This window comes from Candidatus Accumulibacter meliphilus, assembly GCF_036625345.1.
GTDB classification, from domain to species: Bacteria; Pseudomonadota; Gammaproteobacteria; order Burkholderiales; family Rhodocyclaceae; genus Accumulibacter; species Accumulibacter meliphilus.
Genome location: NZ_JAZKTZ010000005.1, coordinates 302646 through 326499, shown reverse-complemented (window position 1 = coordinate 326499; position 23854 = coordinate 302646). Strand labels below are relative to the sequence as shown.

Sequence of the window (23854 nt, the reverse complement as noted above, 5' to 3'; positions counted from 1 at the left end):
ACAAGGAGTTTCCCATGCCACCGATCAAAGCCCTGATTCTCGCCGCCGCCAGCAGCGCCTTCATTCTCGCCAGCCAGCCCTTGCTCGCTCACTCCGACGCGTATCTGGATACCCAGAAAGGGGCCAATGGCGGCCAGTTGCGCATGGCTGGCCCCTACCATTTCGAGCTGGTGGTCGCCGGTGACAACAAGGAAGCCAGGGACAGCGCGGTCGTCGTGCATGTCACCGACCATGCCGGCGCCAAGATCGCGACCGCCGGCGCGACCGGTACGGCGACCATCCTCGCTGGCAAGGAGAAGAGCACTGCCACGCTGACCGCCGACGGCGACAACCGCATGCAAGGCAGCGCCAAATACGCGTCGTCGCCGGACATGAAGGTCGTCGTCTCGATCACCCTGGCCGGAAAAGCGGCCGAGCAGGCGCGCTTTACGCCCCTGGCGGGGAGCAAGTAGGCGGCGAGCAGATGGCAGCGCTGTCTGGTGTTTCTCCTCGGCCGGATCGCCGTCGCTGGAGCTCGCGAATGCCGACCTTGTGCTGCTCCAGTTGCACGTAGGGCGGTGATCTGCGCGACGTCGTCCGGGGTCAGGCCGGGAACCGGTGCCATGTCGCCGCATTTCCAGGGGCGCGCGAGGCGTACTTGTTCGGCAACGACTCCGGCGCTCATTCGCCGGCGACGGCGCCCCAGCGCGGGATTAGCGTATGCGCGACGCGCAGTTGATCGAGGATTCGCGCCACGACGAAGTCCACCATGTCCTCGACGCACTGCGGATGGTTATAGAAACCGGGGTTGGGCGGCAGGATGACCGCTCCAGCGCGCACCAGGCGCAGCATGTTCTCGAGATGGATGGCGGACAGCGGTGTTTCGCGCGGTACCAGAATCAGCTTGCGGTTCTCCTTGAGGACGACGTCGGCCGCGCGCTCGATCAGCTTGCTGGCCAGTCCCTGGGCAATCGCCGCCAGGGTTCCCATCGAGCACGGGCAGATGACCATCGCGTCGGGTGGGTTGGAGCCGCTGGCGAGCGGTGCAAACCATTCTTCGCGGCCGTAAACTTCCAGCCTGCCGGGCAGGGCTCGATAGCGTTCCTGCAGCGTGGCCTGGGCGTCGCTGGCGCGTGCCGGCAAGTCCAGCCCCATTTCCTGCTTGGCGACGATCTGTGCGACCTGTGAGTAGAGCAGTTGCACGCGGCAGTCGGCGGCCAGCAGGCATTCGAGCAAACGCACGCCGTAGGGCATTCCGGAGGCGCCGGTGAAGGCCAGACAGATGGTTTCAGGCATTTTCAACCTCGCTTTGGTTAGCCGACAGCTCCGTCAGCAGGCGCGTCGCCAGCAGGCCGTTGATGATACCGAAGACGAGCGCGGCGACGGCGAAAAACGGGACCATCAGAAACAGGCCATTGTGGGGAATCAGCCATAGTCGTGCCAGCACGAGTTGGCCGCCGATGTGCGCGAAGGCGGCCAGGATGCTCCAGCTGACCGGGCCGAACCAGCGTCTCGGTAAGCGGTAGGCCAGGCCCAGCGTCAGCAGGCTGAACAGCGCGCCGGTGAGGCTCATGAAGAAGCCAGGCGAAAGGAAGTAGCCGAGCAGAAGGCCGCCGGCAAAGACGCGCAGGCCGGTGACCCAGGCCGCCGCCGCCCAGCCGTAACGGGCCAGGACAATCAGCGTGACGATGTTCGCCAGGCCGGGTTTGACCCCCGGCAGGGGAAGCGGGATCGCCGCATCGATCAGTGACAGCCCGATCGCCGCCGCCGCAAGCTGCGCGATGCGGTGGTCTTCAGGCGTCGCAACCAGGCGTATCAGTTGCCGGTCCTCGCGCAGCGGCGTGGTCGGCAAGGCGGCGGCAATGCTGCCGCTGCGCTCGACCAGCTGACTACGGCTTTCAGACGAGTTTCACCGCGAGCTCGCCGATGCCGGCGACACTCGCTTCCAGCACATCGCCGCGTTGTACCTTCGATACGCCGGCCGGGGTGCCGGTGAAAATCAGGTCACCGGGCGCCAGCTCGACGTAGGTCGACAGATTGGCAATCACCTCGGCGACCTTCCACGACATCTGGTCGAGGTCGCCGTTCTGGCGCAGCTGGCCATTGACCTTGAGCGAGATGGCGCCGTGCTCGGGATGACCGATGCGGGCCCGCGGCTGGATGGCGCCGATCGGTGCGCTTTGATCGAAACCCTTGGCCATGTCCCAGGGCTGGCCCTTCTCCTTTGCCGCGCGCTGCAGATCGCGACGGGTCAGATCAAGCCCGACGGCGTAGCCATAGACCCAGTCGAGGGCTTTTGCCGGTGAGACCGCAGCACCGCCAGCGGATAGCGCGACCACCAGTTCGACTTCATGCTGCAGATCGCTGGTGCCCGGCGGATAGTGGACATCGCCGCCGCCAGGCACCAGTGCGTCGGCAGGCTTGCTGAAGAAGAACGGTGGCTGGCGACCGTCGGCACCCATTTCGGCTGCGTGCGCGGCGTAATTCTGCCCGACGCAGTAGACCCGGCGAACCGGGAAGAGGGCGTCGCTGCCTGCGACGGGAACACACACCTGGGCGGCGGGTGGAAAGACGTAAGCCATAGTTGCTCCTTGTGGTTTAAGGCTTCAAACAGGGTTGTCGAGATCGGCGAAATGACAGTCGAGGCCGAAGCGTTCGGCCAGGTGTGCAGCGAGCGCCTGCACGCCGTAGCGTTCGCTGGCATGGTGCCCGGCGGCCAGGTAGGCGACGCCGGATTCGCGCGCCAGATGCACCGTCTGTTCGGAGATTTCGCCGCTCAGGTAGAGGTCTGCGCCCAGCGCGATGGCCTCTTCGAAGAGCCCTTGCGCACCGCCTGAACACCAGGCGACGCACTTGACCGGGCGCTCGCCGTCGCCGATGAGCAGCGGCTCGCGTTGTAGCAGCGCAGCGACGTGTTTGCTGACCGCGGCGACGTTGGCCGGCTTTTCCAGTCGTCCGTGCCAGCCGATGTCCTGCTCGCCGAAGCGGCCTTCGGGCAGCCACCCGAAGCGCCTGGCGAGCTGCGCGTTGTTGCCGAACTGGGGATGGCTGTCGAGCGGCAGGTGATAGGCGATCAGGTTGATGTCATTGTGCAGCAGGGTTTGCAGACGTGTTCGGCGGATGCCGGTGACGCGACCGTCTTCACCGCGCCAGAACCAGCCGTGATGGACCAGGATGCCGTCGGCGGCACGCGCCACGGCAAGGTCGAGCAGTGCCTGACTGGCGGTGACGCCGGCGACCAGGCTGCGGATTTCAGGCCGTCCTTCCACTTGCAGTCCGTTTGGGCAATAATCCTTGAAGCGGCCTGCGTCCAGGATCTCGTCCAGGTAGCGTGTCAATTCTTCGCGTTTCATTCACTGGCTCCGGTTTCGCCCATGCGCAGGCTCTGGCTGATTTTTGCACAAACGGTGACCTTTGGTGTCGCCCTTCTTTTCGTCGTCAGCACCCTCAAGCCGGAATGGCTGGGCAAGGCACCGGTATTCGGCACCAGTATCGTTGCCCTGCAGGAGTCGGCGACGCTGGGCGAGGCGCCGACGCTCGTTGCGCCGTCGTATCGCCAGGCGGCGAAGAAGGCGCTGCCGTCGGTGGTGCATATCTTTACCGCACAGAAGGTCAGGGCGCGTCGTCATCCCCTGTACGACGACCCGGCTTTCCGTCACTTCTTCGGTGACGATCCGGGCGGTGACGGGCCGAGCAGTTCGGGCCTAGGCTCGGGAGTCATTGTCAGCTCCGGCGGCTATGTTCTCACGAACAACCACGTCGTCGAATCCGCCGACCAGATCGAGGTCGCGCTCAGCGATGGCCGCAACCTGAATGCGCGCCTCGTCGGCAGCGACCCGGAATCCGATCTGGCGGTGCTGCAGATCACCGCCGACAACGGAAAGGCGCTGGCCTTGCCGTTGCCGGCGATCACCTTTGGGCAGATGGACGACGTCCTGGTCGGCGACGTGACCCTGGCCATCGGCAACCCCTTCGGCGTCGGTCAGACGGTGACCATGGGCATCATCTCCGCCCTCGGCCGCTCGCACCTGGGGATCAATACTTTCGAGAGCTTCATCCAGACCGACGCGGCGATCAATCCGGGCAATTCGGGTGGCGCGCTGGTGGACAGTCGCGGCAACCTGATCGGCATCAACACCGCCATCTACTCGCGTTCCGGCGGCTCGCTCGGCATCGGCTTTGCGATTCCGATCTCGATTGCGCGTAATGTCATGGAGCAGATCATCGAGACGGGGACCGTTACGCGCGGCTGGATTGGCGTCGAGGCGCAGGAAATTACCGTCGATCTCGCCGAGTCCTTCGGCCTGCCCGATACTCGCGGTGCGCTGATCGCCGGTGTCCTGCGCGGCGGCCCGGCCGATGCCGGTGGGATCAAGCCGGGTGATATCCTGCTCGCCGTCGCCGGTCGCGCGGTCGAGGATCCGCATGGGATGCTCGATCTGATCGCCGGCCAGAAGCCGGGCGAAGCGGTCAGCTTCCAGTTGCGTCGCCAGAACAAGCTGTTCGACATCACGGTCAAGATCGGCAAGCGCGCGCCGCAGAGCCGCGAGGACGACTAGCCAGGAGGCGAGCCATGTGCCAGCTACTCGGCATGAACTGCAATGTGCCGACCGACATTTGTTTCTCTTTTGCCGGATTCCAGGCACGTGGAGGCGCGACCGACGTCCATTCCGACGGCTGGGGAATTGCTTTCTTCGAAGGTCGCGGTACGCGTGTTTTCCTCGAACCACAGCCCTCGTGTTCTTCACCGCTGGCCGAGCTCGTACGCAGCTATCCGATCCACTCGCAAAATGTCATTGCGCATATTCGCAAGGCGACGCAGGGCGTTGTGGCACTCGAAAACACCCACCCGTTCATGCGCGAACTCTGGGGACGGTACTGGATTTTCGCGCACAACGGCCACTTGCCGGATTTTTCGCCGCAGCTCGACAGCAGCTTTACCCCCGTTGGCGACACCGATAGCGAACGCGCGTTTTGCTGGCTGTTACAGAATTTACGGCAGCGCTTTGGCAGTCATGCGCCGAGCCAGGCGCTGCTTTTCGAGGCCCTGCATCAGCTGACTCTCGAGCTTGCTACGCAAGGGGCGTGCAATTTCCTGTTGTCGAATGGCGACTGCCTGTTCGCGCACTGCTCCACACAGCTGACCTACATCATTCGCCAGGCACCGTTTGCCGTTGCCCATCTGAGCGACCAGGATGTGAGTATCGACTTCAGCGCGGTGACGACGCCGGAGGATCGCGTTGCGGTGATCGCCACTGTGCCGCTGACCGACAACGAGCAATGGACGACGCTGCCCAGCGGCAGTCTGTGGCTGTTCGAAGAGGGAGCACCGGTGCGGCATCGGCTGACCGTCGCCGGGCCGGAGAGAGTGAGTAACGAGGAAAACGCGCCTTCCTGAAAAAGCGGCTGCCGGGCTTTGCCGCACACCGCCGCGGCGTTCAGGCGTCTGGCTTCTGGTCTCGTCCTGCTTGCGTATGGAGGTCGGCGACAGCCTTGTTCATCTCGTCGGCACTCAGCGCCTTCCATTCGCTTTCGGCCGCGGCGGCAGCCTCCTGATCGTAGGGCCTCTCCTGACGTGCCGAGCGCTTGGTGACGAAGCGAGCCAGCGCCAGCCCGAGTTCAAAAAGCAGGCACATCGGTATGGCCATCAGCAACTGCGAAATGACGTCCGGCGGTGTCAGGACGGCAGCGACGACAAACGAGCCGACAATGACGTAGGGGCGCCATTCCTTGAGCTTGGCGAGATCGACGATGTTGGCATACACCAGGACGACGACCAGCACCGGCACCTCGAAGGTCACGCCAAAGGCCATGAAGGTGGTCATCACGAATGACAGGTATTTCTCGATGTCGGTCATCCAGGCGACGCCTTCGGGCGCCACTTTGGCCATGAAGCCGAAAACCGTCGGAAAGACCAGAAAATACGCGAAAGCCATGCCCACGAAGAACAGGAAGACGCTCACTCCGACCAGTGGCAAGGCCAGTTTCTTCTCGTGGGCGTAGAGACCCGGGGCGATGAAAGCCCAGATCTGATAGAGGACGTAGGGCAGGGCGATCAGGAAAGCGACCATCAGTGCCACTTTCATCGGCACCAGGAAAACACCAATCACGTCGGTGGCAATCATCTGGCCACCTTGCGGGAGTTTCTCCAGCAAAGGCTGGGCCAACAGCGAATAGAGTTCCTTTGCCCAGGGGAACAGACAGAGGAAGACAACGCCGATGGCGATCAGCGCGCGTATCAGACGGTCGCGTAGCTCGACCAGGTGTGAGAGGAATGAATCCCCGGTTTCTTCGCTCATTGTTTGATCAGACTGTTCCGGCCGGTTTTTCGGGGCTGCCGGGCGCATTCGCTGCTGGCGTGGCAGCGCTTGCTGCGGCCGGCTGCGTCGGCTCGGTCGAGCTTATGCTCGGCTGAGTGTTTGCGGCGGCTGGGGTGCTTGCGTCGCCGCTGACCGCTTGCGCGGTTTGCGTCATGGCCTGGCGTGCGGCCTGCATTTCGCTGCTCAGCGACTGCTCGACGCTGCGCGCGGAATCCTGGATCTCGGCGCGCAGTTTCTTCAGCTCGTCGAGCTGCATTTCGCGACTGATGTCGGATTTCACGTCGCTGACGTAACGTTGCACACGTCCGAGCAGGTGCCCCGCCGCACGTGCCACTTTCGGGAGTCGCTCGGGACCGATCACCACCAGCGCGACGACCGCTATGAGGATCATCTCGGTAAAGCTGATATCAAACATTGGCCGTCGGTGAGTGAATGAGCGATGAGAAACAAGCAGCGAGAGCAGCGGAGCCCCTGGCCGGCGGCCGGGCGCTCACGCCCCTGGCGGCTCGACCAGCGCTAGCTCCTGGTTTTTTCGCGGACCTCGCCCTCAATGGTTTGCGCGTCCTTGACCTGTTGCGGTGTTTGTTGCTGTGGCGGCGGTGTGCTGTCGGTGGCGGCCTGGTCTTCGGTGCTCGCTTCCTTGATGCCTTCCTTGAAACCCTTGACCGCACCGCCGAGATCGGAGCCCAGTCCGCGTAGTTTCTTGGTTCCGAAAACCAGCAGGACGATGACCAGAACGATCAACCAATGCCAGATGCTGAAAGAACCCATGTCAGGTCTCCATTAATGTGAAATACGGCTTCGGCAACCGTCACGGCCCGACCGACGACACGCGTACTAGAGCTTGCCGTCAGACTCGTTTGAGCATTGGCCCGACCGGTTCTGGCCCGCCGACGATGTGCGCGTGCAGGTGCTGCACTTCCTGATGACCGATCACGCCGGTGTTGATGATCAGGCGGAAGCCGTCCGGGCTGCCTTGCTCGGTCGCCAGGCGGTTGGCGATGGCCAGCATGCGTCCGAGAACCGGCAGATCCGCCTCGCTGGTACTCGCCAGCGAGGTGATGTGGCGTTTCGGGATCACCAGAACATGCACCGGGCGAGCCGGCTTGATGTCGTGGAAGGCAAAGAGCTCATCGTCTTCGTAGACCTTGCGCGCCGGGATTTGCCCGGCCGCGATCTTGCAGAACAGGCAGTCCTCCATGGCTCAGCTTTTCCTCGCCTTTTTCTCGTCGATTCCGGAGACGCCTTCGCGGCGCCGCATTTCCTGCAGTACGTCTTCGATCGACAGGCCGTAGAAGGCGAGCAGTACCATCGTGTGATAGAGCACGTCGGTCGATTCCCAGACCACATGCAGGCGGTTGCCTTCCTTGCCGGCCATGATCAATTCGGCGGTTTCTTCGCCGATTTTCTTGAGGATGGCGTCCGGCCCCTTGGCCATCAACTGTGCCGTATACGAGGTTTCCGGGTCGGCCTTGCGGCGCGCAAGCAGCGTTTCTGAGATCCGGTGCAGCATGTCCATGTTCATTTACCGTAGATTTCCTTGGGATCCTTGAGCACCGGGTCGGCCGTTACCCACGTTTCCCTCTGCAGTTGATAGAAAAAACAGCTCTCGCGACCGGTGTGGCAGGCAATTCCGCCTTCCTGGTCGATCGACAGCAGCAGCACGTCGCCATCACAGTCGGTGCGAATCGAGCGTACGCGTTGCGCATGACCGGATTCCTCTCCTTTGCGCCACAGGCGTTGACGAGAACGCGACCAGTATACCGCGCTCCCGCTGTTTACCGTCTCCTGCAGTGATTGCCGATTCATGAAGGCGAACATTAGCACCCGACCACTGCTGGCATCCTGGGCAATTGCCGGAAGCATTCCCTGCTCGTCCCATTTGAGGGCGTCCAGCCAGTCCTGGCCGGGGTCCAGATCACTCACAGGCGGACCTCGATCCCCCGCTCGCGCATATAGGTCTTGGCCTGGTGAACGGTGAATTCTCCAAAGTGGAAGATGCTCGCCGCCAGAACAGCATCGGCGCGGCCGTCGCTGACACCGTCGACGAGATGCTGGAGATTGCCGACGCCACCGCTGGCGATCACCGGAATGTCGATGGCGTCGGACACGGCACACGTCAGCGGCAGGTCGAAACCGTTGCGTGTGCCGTCGCGATCCATGCTGGTGAGCAGGATTTCGCCGGCACCAAGCTGCTGCACGCGGCGCGCCCAGGCAATGGCGTCGATGCCGGTGTTGCGGCGTCCGCCATGGGTGAACACCTGCCATTCACCCGCTGCCACCTGTTTGGCGTCGATGGCGACGACGATGCATTGATTGCCGACCTTGGCCGAGGCGTTGGCGACCAGGTCCGGGTTCTCGACGGCGGCGGTGTTCATGCTCACCTTGTCGGCGCCCGCGTTCAGCAAGCGCCGGACGTCGGCAACCGAGCGCACGCCACCACCAACGGTCAGTGGAATGAAGACTTCCGCAGCACAGGCTTCGACGACGTGCAGAATGATGTCGCGCTGATCCGACGAGGCGGTGATGTCAAGGAAGGTGATTTCGTCGGCCCCCTGCTGGCCATAGCGGCGAGCGATTTCGACCGGGTCACCGGCATCGCGCAACTCGACGAAATTGGTGCCCTTGACGACACGACCGGCAGTCACGTCCAGGCAGGGGATGATGCGTTTGGCCAGGCCCATGCTCAGTCAGCGCCTTGATCTTGCCAGCTGGCGGCGCACTCAGGCATGCGCCGCACGGTCCGCTTCCGCTTGCGCGACGGCAAAATCCAGCGAGCCGTCGTAAATGGCGCGGCCGGCGATGGCGGCGCTGATGCCTTCCTGCTCGACCGCACAAAGCTGCCGAATGTCGTCGATGCTCGACAGACCGCCGCTGGCGATGACCGGGATCAGCAGTGCCTGGGCCAGCTTGACGGTGGCCTCGATATTGAATCCCGAGAGCATGCCATCGCGACCAATATCGGTGTAGATGATCGCCTCGACACCATAGTCCTCGTACTTCTTTGCCAGATCAATGACGTCGTGTCCGGTCATCTTGGACCAGCCGTCAACCGCCACTTTTCCGTCGCGGGCATCGAGGCCGACGATGATGTGGCCGGGGAAGGCGCCGCAGGCATCATGCAGGAAGCCGGGATTCTTGACCGCAGCGGTGCCAATGATCACATAGCTGACGCCGTCGTCGAGGCAGCGTTCGATGGTGTCGAGATCGCGAATGCCGCCGCCAAGCTGGACCGGGATGTCGCTGCCGACCGCCTGCACGATTTCTTTGATGGCGTTCTCATTTTTCGGCTTGCCGGCAAAGGCGCCGTCGAGGTCGACCACGTGCAGGCGCCGGGCGCCCTGGGCAAGCCACGCACGCGCCTGCTCGCCGGGAGAACTGGAGAAGACGGTTACCTGCTCCATGAGACCCTGTTTGAGCCGGACGCACTGTCCGCCTTTGAGGTCAATCGCGGGGATAATCAACATGTCGGAGTGTTTGAAGTGAGTTGTAAGGAGGGGGTGGGCAGGGCGCTGGAAGCAGGCAGACCGGGACTCGGTCAAGGCTTCCAGGCGACGAAATTGGCCAGCATGGCGAGCCCGTCAATGGCGCTCTTTTCCGGATGGCACTGAATGGCAAAGATATTATCCCGAGCCACTGCACTGGTAAAGGGTATGCCGTAGCGGGTGCTGCCGACGACGTAGTCCTCATCCTGCGGTTCGACGAAGTAACTGTGCACAAAATAGAAGCGCGCATCGTTGGCAATGCCTTTCCAGAGCGCGTGTTCGCGGCTGTGCCTGACCTCGTTCCAGCCCATGTGCGGCACCTTGAGCTTGCGACCCATGGCGTCGATCATTTTCTCGGCGGGAAAGCGGCGCACGTGGCCGGCGATCAGGCCCAGGCCGGGGACATTTCCTTCGTCGCTATGCTCGAAGAGCATTTGTTGGCCGATACAGATTCCCAGAAAGGGCTTGTTGCGGGCGGCTTCGAGCACCGCGCTACGCAGGCCGCGCGTCTCGATCTCGTGCATGCAGTCCGGCATGGCGCCTTGCCCGGGGAAGACCACGCGTTCGGCGGCAGCGACCGTGGCCGGATCCGACGAGACCAGCACCTGGCGACCGTCGGCGACGTGGGCCAGCGCTTGCCAGACCGAACGCAGGTTGCCCATCCCGTAGTCGACCACGACGATCGCCCCCCTGGCTGCAGCGAGTGTGGCCATCAGAGCGTGCCTTTGGTCGACGGGATGCTGGCGCCGGCGCGAGGATCGATTTCGACGGCGGCGCGCAGGGCGCGTCCGAAGGCCTTGAATACCGTTTCCGCCTGGTGGTGCGCGTTGTCGCCACGCAGATTGTCGATGTGCAGGCTCAGCAAGGCATGATTGACCAGGCCCTGGAAGAATTCATGCACCAGATCGACGTCGAAAGCGCCAATCATCGCGCGCTTGAAATCGACATGGAATTCGAGGCCCGGGCGGCCGGAAAGGTCGATCACCACGCGCGAAAGGGCTTCGTCGAGAGGCACATAGGCGTGCCCGTAGCGGCGCAGCCCTTTTTTGTCGCCCAATGCCTTGGCCAGCGCCTGGCCGAAGGTGATGCCGATATCCTCGACGGTGTGGTGCGCGTCGATGTGCAGGTCGCCGTCGGCTTGAATTTCGAGGTCGATCAGGCCGTGCCGGGCAATCTGCTCGAGCATGTGATCGAGAAAGGGGACACCGGTGGCGAAGCTGCTCTGGCCGCTGCCATCGAGGTTCAGGCGAACGGTGATCCGGGTTTCGAGTGTATTCCTGGAAACTTCTGCTTGCCGCATCGGGAGACCATCGCAGGGTGGCAAAAAAATGTCGGGTTTGAAGAAAATCTTCGCGCTTCGCGTGCGGGCACTGCAAGAGTGCCACCAATCGGCGAACGTCGCCTTGACCGACAGAGGCGCATGATACCATTTCATGCTTCCCTTGCATCCGAACTGAGCCGCCTTTCATGAGCCGCTACTGGAGTTCCCTTGTTCATCGCCTGACGCCTTATGTTCCTGGCGAGCAGCCGAAGTTGGCCAAGCTGGTCAAGCTGAACACCAACGAGAATCCCTATCCGCCATCCCCGCGCGTGTTCGCGGCGATTGTCGAAGAGTTGATGAACGGCGGCGAAAGGCTGCGCCTGTACCCGGATCCGAGCGCCGATCGCCTCAAGGAAGCCGTTGCCGCGCGCTTTGCCGATTTCGGCATCACGGCGCAGCAGGTCTTCGTCGGCAACGGCTCGGATGAAGTGCTGGCGCATGTGTTCATGGCGCTGCTCAAGCACGAACGACCGATTCTCTTTCCCGACATCACCTACAGCTTCTATCCGGTCTACTGCGGTTTGTACGAGGTCGCTTATGCGACGGTGCCCCTGGATGAAAGTTTTGCGATCCGTGTCGACGACTACGTGGCAGCCAACGGCGGCATTATTTTTCCGAACCCGAATGCGCCGACCGGCTGCCTGCTGCCGCTGCCAGCGATCGCCTCCCTGCTGGCCAGGCATCGGCAGTCGGTCGTCGTCGTTGATGAAGCTTACGTGGACTTCGGCGGCGAGTCGGCGATGGCGCTGGTCAATGCACACCCGAACCTGCTGGTCGTGCGTACCCTGTCCAAGGCGCACTCGCTGGCCGGCCTGCGGGTCGGCTACGCGGTCGGCCAGTGCGAACTGATCGAGGCGCTGGACCGCGTCAAGAACAGCTTCAACTCGTATCCACTCGATCGTCTGGCGATTGTCGGCGCCGTCGCCGCGATCGGCGACCAGACCTATTTCGACGGCACGCGGCAAGCGGTGATGCACAGCCGCGAGGTCTTGTGCCGTGCTTTGTCGGGGCTGGGTTTCGAGGTCTTGCCGTCGGCGGCCAATTTCGTCTTTGCGCGTCACCGGCAACGCGATGCGGCTGAACTCGCGACGGCCTTGCGTCAGCGCGGAATCATCGTGCGCCACTTCAAGTTGCCGCGCATCGACCAGCACCTGCGCATCACCATCGGTACCGACGCGCAGGGCGAACTGCTGATCGAAGCGTTGCGCGAGATTCTCGCTTGAGTGCCTGAGATTTTGAGATTTTGACTGCGGTGCTGAAGGGCAGGCGCTGCCGCTCAGCTCTCGATGCGGTACTCGGCTGAGCGGGCGTGTGCCGGCAGGCCTTCGCCGTAGGCCAGCGTCGCCGCAATGCGCCCCAGCGTTTTCGACGCCGCCTGCGAAACGCGGATCAGGCTGCTCCGTTTCTGGAAGTCATAGACGCCGAGCGGTGATGAGAAGCGCGCGCTCCCGGAGGTCGGCAAAACGTGGTTCGGACCCGCGCAGTAGTCGCCCAGCGACTCCGAGGTGTAGCGGCCGATGAAAATTGCGCCGGCGTGGTCGATCTTGTCTACCCAGGCTTCGGCGTCGTCGAGCGACAGTTCGAGGTGTTCGGGAGCGATGCGGTTGGCGATGCGGCAGGCTTCGTCGAGATCGCGCACCTGGATCAGCGCGCCGCGATTTTCCAGCGCGGCACGGATCACGCGCTGGCGCGGCATGCTCGGCAAGAGCTTTTCGAGTGCCGCAGCGACGCGCTCGATGTACGCTGCGTCCGGACAAAGCAGCAGCGATTGTGCCAGTTCGTCGTGCTCGGCCTGAGAAAAGAGGTCCATCGCCACCCAGTCGGGGTCGGTATGGCCATCGCAGATCACCAGGATCTCCGATGGGCCGGCGACCATGTCGATGCCGACGACGCCGAAGACGCGGCGCTTGGCGGCGGCGACGTAGGCGTTGCCGGGGCCGACGATCTTGTCAACTTGCGGAACGGTCTGCGTGCCATAGGCCAGCGCCGCGACCGCCTGCGCGCCGCCGATGGTGAATACCCGGTCGACGCCGACCAGTGCTGCGGCAGCCAGTACCAGCGGGTTCTGTTCCCCGGCCGGCGTGGGTACGACCATGATCAACTCGCCGACGCCGGCGACGCGCGCGGGGATGGCGTTCATCAGTACCGACGACGGGTACGAGGCCTTGCCGCCAGGCACGTAGAGGCCGACCCGGTCAAGCGGGGTGATCTTCTGGCCAAGCATGGTGCCGCGCGTTTCCGCGTCGTCCTCTTCATATTGCCAGCTATGCACGGTCTGCCGCTGATGGTAGCTGCGCACGCGCCTGGCCGCTGCTTCGAGCGCCTGGCGCTGCTCGCCGTGGAGATTGGCCAGGGCTTCTTGCAGCGCTTGCTGCGGGATTTCCAGTTCGGCCATGGAATTCGCCTGCAGGCCGTCGAAAGCTTGCGTGTACTCGATCACGGCGGCGTCGCCGCGGACTTTGACGTCGGCAAGGATGGCGGCGACCGTGCCCTCGATGGCCTCGTCCTGAGTGGCCTCGAAAGCGAGCAGCGCGTCGAGTTGCGTTGCGAAATCGGCGTCGGCGCTGTTCAGGCGTTTGATTCCGATCATCGCTCGACCACCGCGGCGATGGCGTCGAGAATCGGCTCCAGCGTCTCGCGCTTCAGCTTGAGCGCGGCCTGATTGACGATCAGTCGCGACGAAATGTCCATGACGTGCTCGACGGCGATCAAGTTGTTCGCTTTCAGCGTGCTGCCGGTGGACACCAGGTCGACGATGGCGTCGGCGAGACCGGCCAGCGGCGCCAGTTCCATCGAACCGTAGAGTTTGATCAGGTCGACATGCACGCCCTTGGCGGCGAAGTGTTCGCGAGCAATATTGACATACTTGCTGGCCACCTTGAGTCGCGCGCCCTGACGGACGGCGTTGGCGTAGTCGAAACCGGCCGGGATGGCGACCATCATCCGGCATTTGGCGATTTTCAGGTCGATCGGCTGGTAGAGGCCGTCGCTGCCGTGTTCGAGCAGGACATCCTTGCCGGCGACGCCGAGGTCGGCAGCGCCGTATTGCACGTAAGTCGGCGCGTCGGTGGCGCGGACAATGACCAGGCGCACATCGTCGCGGCTGGTGGCAATGATCAGCTTGCGCGAGGTTTCCGGATCCTCGAGTGGCTCGATGCCGGCGGCCGCCAGAAGTGGCAGGGTCTCTTCAAAAATTCGGCCCTTCGAGAGGGCGATGGTGATGCCATTCACGGTGCGTTTCCTGCGCGACAACGAAGCGCGCATTCTACCGCAATGCCGTCGCCGAGGCCGCTTGCGCGGCACCGTCTGAGTTCTCTGCGGTGTGTAAGCTGCGGATCGGACGGTCGACGGGCAGGCGCTGCAGGAAGGTCAGAGAGCGCCGCGAACGCAGTCCACCGAGTAAACCGGCTTGCCGTTGACCACCGCTTTGACCAGGCCGTGGACGTCGGTTTCGAAGCCCGGGAAGCGTTCATTGAAATCGCGCGCGAAGCGGAGATAGCGAACGATGGTGGCGTTGAAACGCTCGCCCGGGATGAGTAGCGGAATTCCTGGCGGGTAGGGGGTGAGCAGGGTGCTGGTAATCCGCCCTTCGAGATCATCAATCGGTACGCGGTCAATCTCGCGGTGCGCCATGCTCGCGAAAGCGTCGGTCGGCTTCATCGCCGGTTCCATGTCGGAGAGATACATCCGGGTGGTCAGGTGGGCGATGTCGTTGGCGGCGTAGATGCCGTGAATCTGCTTGCACAGGTCCTTCAGTCCGTAGCCGGCGTAACGGGCGTTCTTGGCCAGGAACTCCGGCATCACTTTCCACAGCGGCAGGTTCTGGTCGTAGCCATCCTTGAACTGCTGCAGTTCGGTGACCATCGTGTTCCAGCGACCCTTGGTGATGCCGATGGTGAACATGATGAAGAACGAGTAGAGGCCGCACTTCTCGACGATGATGCCGTGTTCGGCGAGGTACTTGGTGACGATGGCCGCCGGTATTCCCCAATCGGCGAAGTCGCCATCGACGTCCAGCCCGGGCGTAATGATCGTTGCCTTGATCGGATCGAGCATGTTGAAGCCTTCGGCGAGCATGCCGAAGCCATGCCAGCGTTCGCCGGGTTTGAGGATCCACGCCGCGCGTTCCTCGATGCCTTCTTCGGAGAGATCGTCCGGCCCCCAGACCTTGAACCACCAGTCGGCACCCCACTCCTGTTCGACCTTGCGCATCGTGCGCCGGAAGTTGAGCGCTTCGGCAACCGATTCCTCGACCAGCGCGGTGCCTCCCGGCGCCTCCATCATCGCCGCGGCAACGTCGCAGGAGGCGATGATCGCGTATTGCGGCGAGGTCGAGGTGTGCATCAGATAGGCTTCGTTGAAGATGTCGCGGTCGAGTTTGCGCTCTTGCGAATCCTGTACCAGAATTTGTGATGCCTGCGACAGGCCGGCCAGCAGCTTGTGCGTCGATTGCGTCGAGAAGATCATGGTGTTCTTGCAGCGCGGCCGGTCAGCTCCGATGGCATGGTAGTCGCCATAGAAGTCATGGAAGGCGGCGTGTGGCAGCCAGGCTTCGTCGAAGTGCAGGGTGTCGATCGCACCGTCGAGCATTTCCTTGATTTCCTCGACGTTGTAGAGGATGCCGTCGTAAGTGCTTTGGGTGATCGTCAGTACGCGTGGCTTGGCCTTGACCTCGCGGGCGAAGGGGTGTGACTCGATCTTCTTGCGGATATTCTCCCAGCGGAACTGTTCCTTGGGAATCGGGCCGATGATTCCGTAGTGGTTTCTGGTCGGCATCAGGAATACCGGGATCGCGCCAGTCATGATGATTGAGTGGAGCACCGACTTGTGGCAGTTGCGATCGACGATGACCACATCGCCTGGCGCGACGGTCGAGTGCCAGACGATCTTGTTCGATGTCGAAGTGCCGTTGGTGACGAAAAAGAGGTGGTCGGCGCTGAAAATGCGCGCCGCATTGCGCTCCGAGGCGGCGACCGGGCCGGTATGGTCGAGCAATTGGCCGAGTTCCTCGACCGCATTGCAAACATCCGCGCGCAGCATGTTCTCGCCGAAGAACTGATGGAACATGCGGCCAACCGGGCTTTTCAGGAAAGCCACCCCGCCCGAGTGGCCCGGGCAATGCCACGAATAAGAGCCATCTTCAGCATAATGGGTCAGCGCGCGGAAGAAAGGCGGCGCCAGGCTGTCGAGGTAGGCTTTGGCCTCGCGGATGACGTAACGGCCGATGAATTCGGCGGTGTCCTCGAACATGTGGATGAAACCGTGCAGCTCGCGAAGCACATCGTTGGGGATGTGCACCGAGGTTCGTGTCTCGCCGTACAGGAAGATCGGAATGTCCTCGTTGCGGCAACGGATTTCCTTGACGAAGGCGCGCAGGCTGGCGACCGTCTCATCGGCCTTGCGGTCTCTGAAGTCTTCGTCGTCAATCGACAGGATGAACGCCGAGGCGCGGCTCTGTTGCTGTGCAAACGAGGTCAGGTCGCCATAGCTGGTGACGCCGATGGCCTCAAAGCCTTTCTTCTCGATGGCCTTGGCCAGCGCCCGGATACCCAGACCGCCGGTGTTCTCCGAACGGTAGTCCTTGTCGATGATGATTACCGGGAAATCGAAATGCATGGCCAGTCCAGTACGAAATCAAGAGAGATAGGACGCGAGCACGGCGAACCTGGGAGAGCGTTGGCGGCGCTTGTTGCCTGAGGCCGACGATGTTGCTGGCGTCAGGCACGAGTCACATTTTCGGCAGCGTCACGCCGGTCTGGCCCTGGTATTTCCCGGCACGATCCTTGTACGAGGTTTCGCATTCCTCGTCGGATTCGAAAAACAGGACCTGGGCGATGCCCTCGTTGGCGTAGATCTTCGCCGGCAGTGGGGTCGTATTCGAGAATTCCAGCGTCACGTGGCCTTCCCACTCGGGTTCGAACGGCGTCACGTTGACGATGATCCCGCAGCGCGCGTAGGTGCTCTTGCCGAGGCAGACGGTCAGCACGCTGCGCGGGATACGGAAATATTCGACGGTACGGGCCAGGGCAAACGAGTTCGGAGGGATGATGCAGAAGTCGTTCTTGACCTCGACGAAGGAATTCGGATCGAAGTTCTTCGGGTCGACGATCGTCGAGTTGAGGTTGGTGAACAGCTTAAATTCGTTCGAGCAGCGAATGTCATATCCGTAGCTCGAAGTGCCATAGGAGACAATCCGGCGACCGTCAATCTCGCGCACCTGGTGTGCTTCGAAAGGCTCGATCATGCCGTGCTCTTCCGCCATGCGGCGGATCCACCTGTCCGACTTGATCGACATTGCTGGTCACCTTAACCCTGCGCGTGCTAAAGGTGCCCATTCTACGGCGTCCGGCCGGGAGAAGAAACCAGCAAGCACTGCTGGGGCTGCCAGGCGAGCACCAGCAGGGCCGTGCGCACGAACGCAGCGCAAGCGGCCTGCCTGCTGCGGCAGCGCTCAGGTGTTCTGAACGACGATACTCGGGAACTTGGCGCTCATGTCGCGGCTGCGCTCGGCGACCTTGACCGCCAGACGGCGGGCGATTGTCCGGTAGATTTCCGCGGCGCGGGAATCGGGTGCGCCGACGACGGTCGGCGTGCCAGCATCGGTCAGCTCGCGAATCGAAAGTTCCAGTGGCAGGGCGCCAAGGAACTCGGTGTCGTAGTCCTTGCACATCTGCGCACCGCCGCCCTGGCCGAAAATATGTTCTTCGTGGCCACACTGCGTACAGATATGAATGCTCATGTTCTCGACCAGGCCGAGAATCGGGATGCCCACTTTCTCGAACATCTTGAGCCCCTTGCGGGCGTCGATCAGCGCAATGTCCTGCGGGGTGGTGACGATCACCGCGCCGGTCACGGGAACCTTCTGCGCCAGGGTCAGCTGCGTGTCGCCGGTTCCCGGCGGCATATCCACGATCAGGTAATCGACGTCGTCCCAGCTGGTCTGTTTGAGCAGCTGTTCGAGAGCCTGAGTGACCATTGGTCCGCGCCAGACCATCGGCGAATCGATATCGATCATGAAGCCGATCGACATCGCCTGCAGGCCGTGTGCGCGCAGCGGATCCATTGTCTTGCCGTCCTCGGACTCGGGCTTCTGGCCTGTCAGACCGAGCATCTGCGGCTGCGAAGGACCATAAATGTCGGCGTCGAGCAGACCGACCGTGGCGCCTTCCTGAGCCAGGGCCAGAGCCAGGTTCACCGCCGTCGTGCTCTTGCCGACGCCACCCTTGCCCGAGGCCACGGCGATGATGTTCTTGACGCCGGGCAGCGGCTTCAGGCCGCGTTGCACGGTATGAGCGACGATGTTGACGCTGAGGTTGGCGCTGATATTGCCGATTCCCGGGATCGTTTTCAGCTTTTCGATCACCGTCCGACGGATTTCGTCGATTTGTGTTTTTGCCGGGTAGCCGAGTTCGATGTCGAGCGAAACGTCGGCCCCTGCGACTTTTATGTTTTTTGCCGAACGCGTCGACAGGTAGTCTTTTTCCGTGTTCGGATCAATCAGATCCTTCAGTGCCGCCTGTACGGCTTCTATCGTTACAGCCATGGTTGCCAGAGCTCCTGTGATGTATACCTGAGTAATTTAGTAAAGTTTACCCGAAAAAGCGCAGCAGCACACGCCCCGTGGCGTCGACGTCATGCTGTGGCGACGTGACGTGTGCCTTTGTTTCATGCCCGCTGCCTGTTAAGCTCCCGGCATGAAAACACCTGCTCAGCTCGCGCGTCGCGCGGACAAGGCGTGGGTGCTGGCTGCCATTCGCCGCATCGAAGCCGACTTCCAGCGCTCCAGCGATACCCACCTGATCCCTCTGCCCCTGGCCGGTTTTCCCGGGGTTGATCTGTATCTGAAAGATGAATCGAGTCACCCCACGGGCAGCCTCAAGCACCGTCTGGCGCGCTCGCTGTTTCTCTACGCCTTGTGCAATGGCTGGCTGCGCGAGGGCAGCACGGTCGTCGAGGCGTCCAGCGGCTCGACGGCCGTTTCCGAAGCCTATTTTTCCCGCCTCGTCGGCTTGCCGTTTCTCGCCGTGATGCCCGCTTCGACCTCGCGCGAAAAGATCACGGCCATCGAGTTCCAGGGCGGTCGCTGCCATCTCATCGATGATCCGATGAGCATCTACAACGAGGCGCAGCGGATGGCAGACAAACTCGGCGGCCACTACCTGGACCAGTTTACCTATGCCGAGCGGGCGACCGACTGGCGTTCCAACAATAATATCGCGGAGTCTATTTTCGAGCAGATGCGGCTCGAAAAGTACCCTGTCCCGAGCTGGCTGGTCTCGAGTGCGGGTACCGGTGGCACGGTCGCCACGCTTGGCCGCTACGTACGCTACCGCGCGCGGCCAACGCGTGTCTGTGCAGCAGATGCGGAGTTCTCGGTTTTTTTCGAGCACTATCGCACGCGCGACCCGGAGCTGCGTTTGTACGAAGGCTCACGAATCGAGGGTATTGGCCGGCCACGCGTCGAGGCGTCCTTCTTGCCCGAAGTGATAGACGCCATGGTCAAGGTGCCGGATGTGTGGTCAGTGGCGGCAATGTACGAGCTGTCGGCGCGCCTGGGACGTGGTGTCGGCCCTTCGACGGGCACCAATCTGATTGCCGCGCTGGCGTGCATGGACGCGATGCGCGCCAGCGGCGAAAGCGGCTCGGTGGTGACCCTGCTTTGTGATGCCGGGCAGCGCTACGCGGATACCTATTACAGCGAAGGCTGGCTGCAGCGCGCCGGCCTGAATTGCGCTGGTGAGCGTATCGCGGTGGCGGCCTCGCTCGATTCGGGTGAGATTGCCACGCCGCTCGCTGCCAGTTGGCAGACCGCAGGAGATCTATCGGACGGTGATTAGCCGCGCACGCAGTTTCCGCGGCAGAGCCCAGCACCCCGGCCACTGGGCTCTGCCGCCGCTCACCTTTGCGCTGCTGTCGCTGCCGCCGCCGGACAACTATTCGCTCGTACCCAGTTCCGCCAGGTCTCGAACACCGTCGGGTTGAGCGCGGCGATCACCGAGCGGCGCCAGACGTCTTCAGCGTCATAGTCGTCATTGGTCAGGGTGCACACCCGCCCGCCCGATTCGCGCAGGATGAGGCTGCCAGCCGCGTAGTCCCAAAGCTTCTGGCCGCCGTGCAGATAGAGATCGAGACGGCCGGCGGCGAGGTTGCACCAGTCGAGGGTCGAACTGCCGAAGTTGCGCTGTGAATAGAACGGCGGGTTGACGGCAATGCGATCTGCCAGTTGTTTCGGGATGCGCTTGAAGTCCACGCCGCCGACGGCGCGCCCGATGTCGGTGGTGACTTCGCGCAGCGGCAGGCGGCGGCCATTGAGGTAGGCGCCGTTGCCTTCGCGGGCATAGAACATTTCGTCGGTGATCGGGTTGTAGGTCACCGCCAGGCGCGTCCGTCGTGCGCGTATCCAGGCCACCGATACGGCGAAGAAGGGGAGGCCGTTGATAAAGTTGGTGGTACCGTCGATCGGGTCGATGCACCACAAGCCATTGTTGCCCTTGCTGCCACCATGCCAAGCTTCGCGTTGCGTCGCTGCGGTCATTTCTTCGCCGATGATCGGGCAGTCGCGGATCTCCAGCAGGCGGCCATGCAGAAAGTGTTCGGCAGCCAGGTCGGCTTCCGAACAGAAGGAGCCGTCGTCCTTGCGCTGATCGTGAACAACGCGCAGGAAGCGCGGCATGATCTCGCGCTGCGCCACTTCGCGGACCTGAGCGACAACCGCGTCGAGCATCCGTTTGAGTTCGCTGTCAGCGGCCGCCAGGCTGGCCGCGCTATCGATACTGTTCATCGTCAATCAGGCGCGCCATTTGATCGAACAACCGATGCTGGCGACCTGTTCGCGCGGACCTTGTCCGGTCTCGGCGAGCATGCGCATGGCTTCCAGCAGTTCGCGTCGAGCGTCCGCTGCTGCCGGCAGGCGACCGCTGGCGTCGAGACGGCCGCGGTACTGCAATTCCAGTCGGTCGTTGAAAGCAAAGAAGTCCGGGGTACAAACGGCCGCGTAGCTGCGGGCGACGTTTTGCGTCGCGTCGTAGAGGTAGGGGAAGGAAAAGTTGAGCTGGCGCGCCAGTTGCTGCATGTTTTCAAAGGAATCCTCGGGGTATTCGCTGGGGTCGTTGCTCATGATCGCGGCGACGCCAATGCCCAGCGACTGCACTTCGCGCGCGTCGCGACAGATGCGATCGATGATTGCCTTGACGTAGGGGCAGTGGTTACAGATGAACATCAACAGCAAGCCGTTCGGGCCACGCAGGGAGTCAAGGGTGTGTCTTGAGCCCGTCGTGTCCTCGAGATCGAAGTCGACGGCTCGCCAGCCGAAGTCACACACCGGTGCGTTGAGCGCCATGACAAACCTGCCTCCAAAGAACGACCATCGAAAAGCTAAGCTTTTATAATAGCATGGTGAATAATCCCCGTTTTCATTGCCCGATCCCGCTGGCGGTCGGCAGCAGCGCCGACTTGCCCGACCGCGTCGCACATCATGCGAGCAAGGTCTTGCGCCTGCGCAGCGGCGCTGCCTTGACGCTGTTCACTGGCGCGGGCGGCGAATATTCAGCGCGAATAGTGTTTGTCGAGCGTTCGCGAGTCAGTGTCGAGGTGCTCGGCTGGCTGCCCGTCGAGCGCGAATCGCCGCTTTCGATCACCTTGGTGCAGGCGCTGCAGGCGGGCGAAAAAATGGACCTGACGGTGCAGAAAGCCGTCGAACTTGGCGTTCAGCGTATCGTGCCGGTCATTTCGCGGCGCAGTGTGGTGCGCCTCGCTGATCAACGTGCCTTGCGTCGGCTCGAGCATTGGCGGGGTGTCGTCGCTGCCGCTTGTGAGCAGTGCGGACGAAACCGTCTGCCGGAAGTCGCCGCACCGGAGAGTGTTGACGATTGGCTGCAGCGCCGGCGCGAGTCGAATGTTCTGCGTCTGCTGCTGGCGCCGGCTGCCGGACGCTCCCTGAGCAGCGTGCCAGCACCACGCGCTGATGTGCGTGTCGAACTGCTGATCGGCGCCGAGGGTGGGCTGGCGGCGGAAGAAATGCAACTGGCGTCAGCTTGCAGTTTTTTGTCACTACGCCTCGGACCGCGTATTCTGCGCACCGAGACCGCTGGTTTGGCCGCTCTGGCGGCAATCCAGTTTTTGTGGGGTGACTTGAAGGAGGAGATGACTGATGTTTGAATCGGCCGAACTGGGACACAAGATCGACAAAGCAACGTATCGCGAGGAGGTGCCCGCGCTACGCGCGGCCCTGCTCGAAACGCAGGAGCTGTTGCGCGGCAATGGCAGCTTCCCGGTAATCATCCTCATCAGTGGCGTCGATGGTTCGGGCAAAGGTGACACGATCAATGCACTCTACGAGTGGATGGATCCGCGCTACCTGTCGACGCATGCTTTCTACGCGCCGACGGCCGAAGAAAAGGCGCGCCCGTCGATGTGGCGTTACTGGCGGGCGCTGCCCCGTAAAGGACGCGTCGGGATTTTTTCTGGCTCCTGGTATTCGCACCCGATCGCCGAGCGCATCGCCAAGGAAATCTCGAGCGCCGACTTCGACCAGAAAATGGACCAGCTCAATCGTTTCGAGGCCATGCTGGTCAATGAGGGAGCCCTGGTCCTCAAATTCTGGATACACCTTGCAAAGGATGCGCAGCAGGAGCGTCTGAAATCAATCGAAGCGAATCCGCTGACCAAGTGGCGGGTGACCAAGGCCAGCTGGGATCGCCTGAAGACCTACGACAAGTTGCAGGAGGTTGCTGGCCACCTGCTGCGTACGACGAGCACTCCCGGCGCTCCGTGGATCATCGTCGAGGGCACCGATGACCGTTACCGCTCGCTGACCGTCGGCAAGACCATACTTGAAGCGATGCAGAAGCGCCTGGCCGACAAGAGCGAGCCGAGTTCGCCGGTGGCGTCGCCCTTGTCGCCGCGGATCGACAGTCTGGATATCCTCAGCGCGCTTGACCTCTCGCAGAGCCTGCCCAAGGACGTTTATTCGACCGAACTTGCCAGGTGGCAGGGGCGCCTGGCCGAATTGATGCGCCACCCGAAGTTCGCCAAACGCGCCTTGATTCTCGCTTTCGAAGGCTCGGATGCTGCCGGCAAGGGAGGAGCCATCCGCCGCGTGATGTCCGCCATGGATGCCCGCCAGTATCGAATCATCCCGGTCGCCGCACCGACCCAGGAAGATCTCGCCCATCCCTACCTGTGGCGTTTCTGGCGACATATGCCGCGCCTCGGGCGGGTGACCATTTTCGACCGTACCTGGTACGGTAGGGTGCTGGTGGAGCGGGTCGAAGGTTTCTGCAGCGAAGCCGACTGGTCACGCGCTTACGCCGAGATCAACGATTTCGAGCATGATATCAATCATGCTGGGGGCATTGTCATCAAGTTCTGGCTGCAGATCAGCGACGAGGAGCAACTCAAGCGCTTCGAGGGGCGTGCGGAGATCGAACACAAGCGTTTCAAAATTACCGAGGAAGACTGGCGTAACCGTGAGAAAGCTGGGCCGTACCATGAGGCGGTCTGCGACATGATCGACCGCACCAGCTCTGGAACCGCTCCGTGGACGGTGGTCGAGGCCAATGACAAGTATTTTGCGCGCGTCAAGATCATCCGGACGATCTGCCAGCGCCTCGAGACGGAGTTGCAGGTCGAGCCGCTGAAGGAATCGAAGGTCTCGAAATCTTCGAAGGCCAAGGAAGCCTTGGAGGCGAAAGAAGCGAAAGAGGCAAACGACGAGCAGGGCAGCGAGAAGGCGGATCCCTCGGAGTGAT

28 protein-coding genes are annotated in these 23854 nt (G+C 62.5%); 7 read left to right on the top strand and 21 right to left on the bottom strand.

Going from position 1 to position 23854, the window contains the following annotated elements; translation table 11 throughout:
* The first annotated feature begins 14 nt into the window (after window positions 1-14).
* Complete coding sequence (locus tag V5B40_RS12635) at window positions 15-452, top strand: hypothetical protein (RefSeq protein ID WP_332354823.1); 438 nt, start codon at window positions 15-17, stop codon at window positions 450-452.
* A 208-nt stretch (window positions 453-660) separates the two neighbouring features.
* On the opposite strand, the gene V5B40_RS12630 is transcribed toward V5B40_RS12635, so the two are convergent.
* From V5B40_RS12630 to V5B40_RS12615, 4 genes are read right to left on the bottom strand one after another with little or no spacing between them, the layout of a single operon-like run.
* Window positions 661-1275: a flavin prenyltransferase UbiX gene (locus tag V5B40_RS12630; RefSeq protein ID WP_332354822.1), complete on the bottom strand. Its 615-nt coding sequence runs from the start codon at window positions 1273-1275 to the stop codon at window positions 661-663.
* The gene (locus V5B40_RS12625) at window positions 1268-1831 is read right to left on the bottom strand and encodes a Gx transporter family protein (RefSeq protein ID WP_332354821.1); all 564 of its coding nucleotides are present in this window, start codon (window positions 1829-1831) and stop codon (window positions 1268-1270) included. The genes V5B40_RS12630 and V5B40_RS12625 overlap by 8 nt, the downstream gene beginning before the upstream one ends.
* Window positions 1832-1877: 46 nt before the next feature.
* Window positions 1878-2561 carry a fumarylacetoacetate hydrolase family protein gene (locus V5B40_RS12620; RefSeq protein ID WP_332354820.1) on the bottom strand — a complete coding sequence of 228 codons (684 nt, stop codon included), beginning with the start codon at window positions 2559-2561 and terminating at the stop codon, window positions 1878-1880.
* 24 nt (window positions 2562-2585) lie between these two features.
* Complete coding sequence (locus V5B40_RS12615) at window positions 2586-3332, bottom strand: Nif3-like dinuclear metal center hexameric protein (protein ID WP_332354819.1); 747 nt, start codon at window positions 3330-3332, stop codon at window positions 2586-2588.
* Between the two features lie 21 nt (window positions 3333-3353).
* On the opposite strand from V5B40_RS12615, the gene V5B40_RS12610 reads away from it, so the two are divergent.
* Window positions 3354-4538, top strand: coding sequence for a trypsin-like peptidase domain-containing protein (locus V5B40_RS12610; protein WP_332354818.1), 1185 nt, complete (start codon window positions 3354-3356; stop codon window positions 4536-4538).
* A gap of 14 nt (window positions 4539-4552) precedes the next feature.
* A complete protein-coding gene (locus V5B40_RS12605; protein WP_332354817.1) occupies window positions 4553-5377 on the top strand; it encodes a class II glutamine amidotransferase in 825 nt (274 codons plus the stop codon).
* Window positions 5378-5417: 40 nt separating this feature from the next.
* On the opposite strand, the gene tatC is transcribed toward V5B40_RS12605, so the two are convergent.
* The 10 genes from tatC to hisB all read right to left on the bottom strand — a co-directional run bounded on the left by tatC (window position 5418) and on the right by hisB (window position 11084).
* On the bottom strand, window positions 5418-6278 hold the full coding sequence (tatC, locus tag V5B40_RS12600) for a twin-arginine translocase subunit TatC (protein WP_332354816.1): 861 nt from the start codon (window positions 6276-6278) through the stop codon (window positions 5418-5420).
* A gap of 7 nt (window positions 6279-6285) precedes the next feature.
* Window positions 6286-6714 (bottom strand): Sec-independent protein translocase protein TatB, encoded by a 429-nt coding sequence (gene tatB, locus V5B40_RS12595; protein ID WP_332354815.1) that lies wholly within the window; start codon window positions 6712-6714, stop codon window positions 6286-6288.
* A gap of 101 nt (window positions 6715-6815) precedes the next feature.
* A complete protein-coding gene (tatA, locus tag V5B40_RS12590) occupies window positions 6816-7070 on the bottom strand; it encodes a Sec-independent protein translocase subunit TatA (RefSeq protein WP_332354814.1) in 255 nt (84 codons plus the stop codon).
* A gap of 79 nt (window positions 7071-7149) precedes the next feature.
* A complete protein-coding gene (locus V5B40_RS12585; RefSeq protein WP_332354813.1) occupies window positions 7150-7500 on the bottom strand; it encodes a histidine triad nucleotide-binding protein in 351 nt (116 codons plus the stop codon).
* Window positions 7501-7503: 3 nt separating this feature from the next.
* Window positions 7504-7824 (bottom strand): phosphoribosyl-ATP diphosphatase, encoded by a 321-nt coding sequence (locus V5B40_RS12580; protein ID WP_332354812.1) that lies wholly within the window; start codon window positions 7822-7824, stop codon window positions 7504-7506.
* Window positions 7821-8225 carry a phosphoribosyl-AMP cyclohydrolase gene (hisI, locus tag V5B40_RS12575; protein WP_332354811.1) on the bottom strand — a complete coding sequence of 135 codons (405 nt, stop codon included), beginning with the start codon at window positions 8223-8225 and terminating at the stop codon, window positions 7821-7823. Before hisI ends, V5B40_RS12580 begins: the two co-directional genes overlap by 4 nt.
* Window positions 8222-8983: an imidazole glycerol phosphate synthase subunit HisF gene (gene hisF / locus V5B40_RS12570; protein ID WP_332354809.1), complete on the bottom strand. Its 762-nt coding sequence runs from the start codon at window positions 8981-8983 to the stop codon at window positions 8222-8224. The genes hisI and hisF overlap by 4 nt, the downstream gene beginning before the upstream one ends.
* 39 nt (window positions 8984-9022) lie before the next feature.
* Window positions 9023-9766, bottom strand: a complete 744-nt coding sequence (gene hisA / locus V5B40_RS12565; RefSeq protein ID WP_332354808.1) for a 1-(5-phosphoribosyl)-5-[(5-phosphoribosylamino)methylideneamino]imidazole-4-carboxamide isomerase — start codon at window positions 9764-9766, stop codon at window positions 9023-9025.
* A 71-nt stretch (window positions 9767-9837) separates the two neighbouring features.
* Window positions 9838-10497: an imidazole glycerol phosphate synthase subunit HisH gene (gene hisH / locus V5B40_RS12560; RefSeq protein WP_332354807.1), complete on the bottom strand. Its 660-nt coding sequence runs from the start codon at window positions 10495-10497 to the stop codon at window positions 9838-9840.
* Window positions 10497-11084: an imidazoleglycerol-phosphate dehydratase HisB gene (gene hisB / locus V5B40_RS12555; RefSeq protein ID WP_332354806.1), complete on the bottom strand. Its 588-nt coding sequence runs from the start codon at window positions 11082-11084 to the stop codon at window positions 10497-10499. The genes hisH and hisB overlap by 1 nt, the downstream gene beginning before the upstream one ends.
* A 167-nt stretch (window positions 11085-11251) precedes the next feature.
* Between hisB and hisC the strand changes: the two genes are divergently transcribed.
* Entirely contained in the window at window positions 11252-12328 is a 1077-nt protein-coding gene (gene hisC, locus V5B40_RS12550) for a histidinol-phosphate transaminase (RefSeq protein WP_332354805.1), read from the top strand.
* A 53-nt stretch (window positions 12329-12381) separates the two neighbouring features.
* Here hisC and hisD read toward each other — a convergent pair whose 3' ends face one another.
* The 5 genes from hisD to apbC all read right to left on the bottom strand — a co-directional run bounded on the left by hisD (window position 12382) and on the right by apbC (window position 18648).
* Window positions 12382-13695: a histidinol dehydrogenase gene (gene hisD, locus V5B40_RS12545; protein ID WP_332354804.1), complete on the bottom strand. Its 1314-nt coding sequence runs from the start codon at window positions 13693-13695 to the stop codon at window positions 12382-12384.
* Entirely contained in the window at window positions 13692-14336 is a 645-nt protein-coding gene (hisG, locus tag V5B40_RS12540; protein WP_332354803.1) for an ATP phosphoribosyltransferase, read from the bottom strand. Before hisG ends, hisD begins: the two co-directional genes overlap by 4 nt.
* Window positions 14337-14474: 138 nt before the next feature.
* Window positions 14475-16721, bottom strand: coding sequence for an arginine/lysine/ornithine decarboxylase (locus V5B40_RS12535; protein WP_332354802.1), 2247 nt, complete (start codon window positions 16719-16721; stop codon window positions 14475-14477).
* A gap of 112 nt (window positions 16722-16833) precedes the next feature.
* Window positions 16834-17400: a dCTP deaminase gene (dcd, locus tag V5B40_RS12530; protein WP_332354801.1), complete on the bottom strand. Its 567-nt coding sequence runs from the start codon at window positions 17398-17400 to the stop codon at window positions 16834-16836.
* 156 nt (window positions 17401-17556) lie between these two features.
* Window positions 17557-18648, bottom strand: coding sequence for an iron-sulfur cluster carrier protein ApbC (gene apbC / locus V5B40_RS12525; RefSeq protein ID WP_332354800.1), 1092 nt, complete (start codon window positions 18646-18648; stop codon window positions 17557-17559).
* 151 nt (window positions 18649-18799) lie between these two features.
* Here apbC and V5B40_RS12520 point away from each other — a divergent pair, with 151 nt between their 5' ends.
* Window positions 18800-19942 carry a PLP-dependent cysteine synthase family protein gene (locus V5B40_RS12520; protein ID WP_332354799.1) on the top strand — a complete coding sequence of 381 codons (1143 nt, stop codon included), beginning with the start codon at window positions 18800-18802 and terminating at the stop codon, window positions 19940-19942.
* 59 nt (window positions 19943-20001) lie between these two features.
* Here V5B40_RS12520 and V5B40_RS12515 read toward each other — a convergent pair whose 3' ends face one another.
* Window positions 20002-20829, bottom strand: coding sequence for an inositol monophosphatase family protein (locus V5B40_RS12515; protein ID WP_332354908.1), 828 nt, complete (start codon window positions 20827-20829; stop codon window positions 20002-20004).
* A gap of 63 nt (window positions 20830-20892) precedes the next feature.
* Window positions 20893-21444, bottom strand: a complete 552-nt coding sequence (locus V5B40_RS12510; RefSeq protein WP_332354798.1) for a thioredoxin family protein — start codon at window positions 21442-21444, stop codon at window positions 20893-20895.
* 53 nt (window positions 21445-21497) lie between these two features.
* Between V5B40_RS12510 and V5B40_RS12505 the strand changes: the two genes are divergently transcribed.
* Together V5B40_RS12505 and pap are read left to right on the top strand one after the other, a co-directional pair.
* A complete protein-coding gene (locus V5B40_RS12505; RefSeq protein ID WP_332354796.1) occupies window positions 21498-22262 on the top strand; it encodes a 16S rRNA (uracil(1498)-N(3))-methyltransferase in 765 nt (254 codons plus the stop codon).
* On the top strand, window positions 22255-23853 hold the full coding sequence (gene pap / locus V5B40_RS12500; RefSeq protein ID WP_332354795.1) for a polyphosphate:AMP phosphotransferase: 1599 nt from the start codon (window positions 22255-22257) through the stop codon (window positions 23851-23853). The genes V5B40_RS12505 and pap overlap by 8 nt, the downstream gene beginning before the upstream one ends.
* The last annotated feature ends 1 nt before the right edge of the window (window position 23854 follow it).

Excerpts from the sequence above, each read along its gene's own strand:
- V5B40_RS12520 (WP_332354799.1), top strand. The coding sequence starts at position 18,800 with ATGAAAACACCTGCTCAGCTCGCGCGTCGCGCGGACAAGGCGTGGGTG.
- V5B40_RS12505 (WP_332354796.1), top strand. The coding sequence starts at position 21,498 with ATGGTGAATAATCCCCGTTTTCATTGCCCGATCCCGCTGGCGGTCGGC.
- dcd (WP_332354801.1), bottom strand. The coding sequence starts at position 17,400 with ATGTCGATCAAGTCGGACAGGTGGATCCGCCGCATGGCGGAAGAGCAC.
- hisH (WP_332354807.1), bottom strand. The coding sequence starts at position 10,497 with ATGGCCACACTCGCTGCAGCCAGGGGGGCGATCGTCGTGGTCGACTAC.
- hisF (WP_332354809.1), bottom strand. The coding sequence starts at position 8,983 with ATGGGCCTGGCCAAACGCATCATCCCCTGCCTGGACGTGACTGCCGGT.
- hisB (WP_332354806.1), bottom strand. The coding sequence starts at position 11,084 with ATGCGGCAAGCAGAAGTTTCCAGGAATACACTCGAAACCCGGATCACC.
- tatB (WP_332354815.1), bottom strand. The coding sequence starts at position 6,714 with ATGTTTGATATCAGCTTTACCGAGATGATCCTCATAGCGGTCGTCGCG.
- V5B40_RS12610 (WP_332354818.1), top strand. The coding sequence starts at position 3,354 with ATGCGCAGGCTCTGGCTGATTTTTGCACAAACGGTGACCTTTGGTGTC.
- tatC (WP_332354816.1), bottom strand. The coding sequence starts at position 6,278 with ATGAGCGAAGAAACCGGGGATTCATTCCTCTCACACCTGGTCGAGCTA.
- V5B40_RS12605 (WP_332354817.1), top strand. The coding sequence starts at position 4,553 with ATGTGCCAGCTACTCGGCATGAACTGCAATGTGCCGACCGACATTTGT.
- V5B40_RS12635 (WP_332354823.1), top strand. The coding sequence starts at position 15 with ATGCCACCGATCAAAGCCCTGATTCTCGCCGCCGCCAGCAGCGCCTTC.
- V5B40_RS12620 (WP_332354820.1), bottom strand. The coding sequence starts at position 2,561 with ATGGCTTACGTCTTTCCACCCGCCGCCCAGGTGTGTGTTCCCGTCGCA.
- hisD (WP_332354804.1), bottom strand. The coding sequence starts at position 13,695 with ATGATCGGAATCAAACGCCTGAACAGCGCCGACGCCGATTTCGCAACG.
- hisA (WP_332354808.1), bottom strand. The coding sequence starts at position 9,766 with ATGTTGATTATCCCCGCGATTGACCTCAAAGGCGGACAGTGCGTCCGG.
- V5B40_RS12585 (WP_332354813.1), bottom strand. The coding sequence starts at position 7,500 with ATGGAGGACTGCCTGTTCTGCAAGATCGCGGCCGGGCAAATCCCGGCG.
- tatA (WP_332354814.1), bottom strand. The coding sequence starts at position 7,070 with ATGGGTTCTTTCAGCATCTGGCATTGGTTGATCGTTCTGGTCATCGTC.
- V5B40_RS12580 (WP_332354812.1), bottom strand. The coding sequence starts at position 7,824 with ATGAACATGGACATGCTGCACCGGATCTCAGAAACGCTGCTTGCGCGC.
- pap (WP_332354795.1), top strand. The coding sequence starts at position 22,255 with ATGTTTGAATCGGCCGAACTGGGACACAAGATCGACAAAGCAACGTAT.
- V5B40_RS12615 (WP_332354819.1), bottom strand. The coding sequence starts at position 3,332 with ATGAAACGCGAAGAATTGACACGCTACCTGGACGAGATCCTGGACGCA.
- V5B40_RS12515 (WP_332354908.1), bottom strand. The coding sequence starts at position 20,829 with ATGCTCGACGCGGTTGTCGCTCAGGTCCGCGAAGTGGCGCAGCGCGAG.
- V5B40_RS12535 (WP_332354802.1), bottom strand. The coding sequence starts at position 16,721 with ATGCATTTCGATTTCCCGGTAATCATCATCGACAAGGACTACCGTTCG.
- V5B40_RS12510 (WP_332354798.1), bottom strand. The coding sequence starts at position 21,444 with ATGGCGCTCAACGCACCGGTGTGTGACTTCGGCTGGCGAGCCGTCGAC.
- apbC (WP_332354800.1), bottom strand. The coding sequence starts at position 18,648 with ATGGCTGTAACGATAGAAGCCGTACAGGCGGCACTGAAGGATCTGATT.
- hisC (WP_332354805.1), top strand. The coding sequence starts at position 11,252 with ATGAGCCGCTACTGGAGTTCCCTTGTTCATCGCCTGACGCCTTATGTT.
- V5B40_RS12630 (WP_332354822.1), bottom strand. The coding sequence starts at position 1,275 with ATGCCTGAAACCATCTGTCTGGCCTTCACCGGCGCCTCCGGAATGCCC.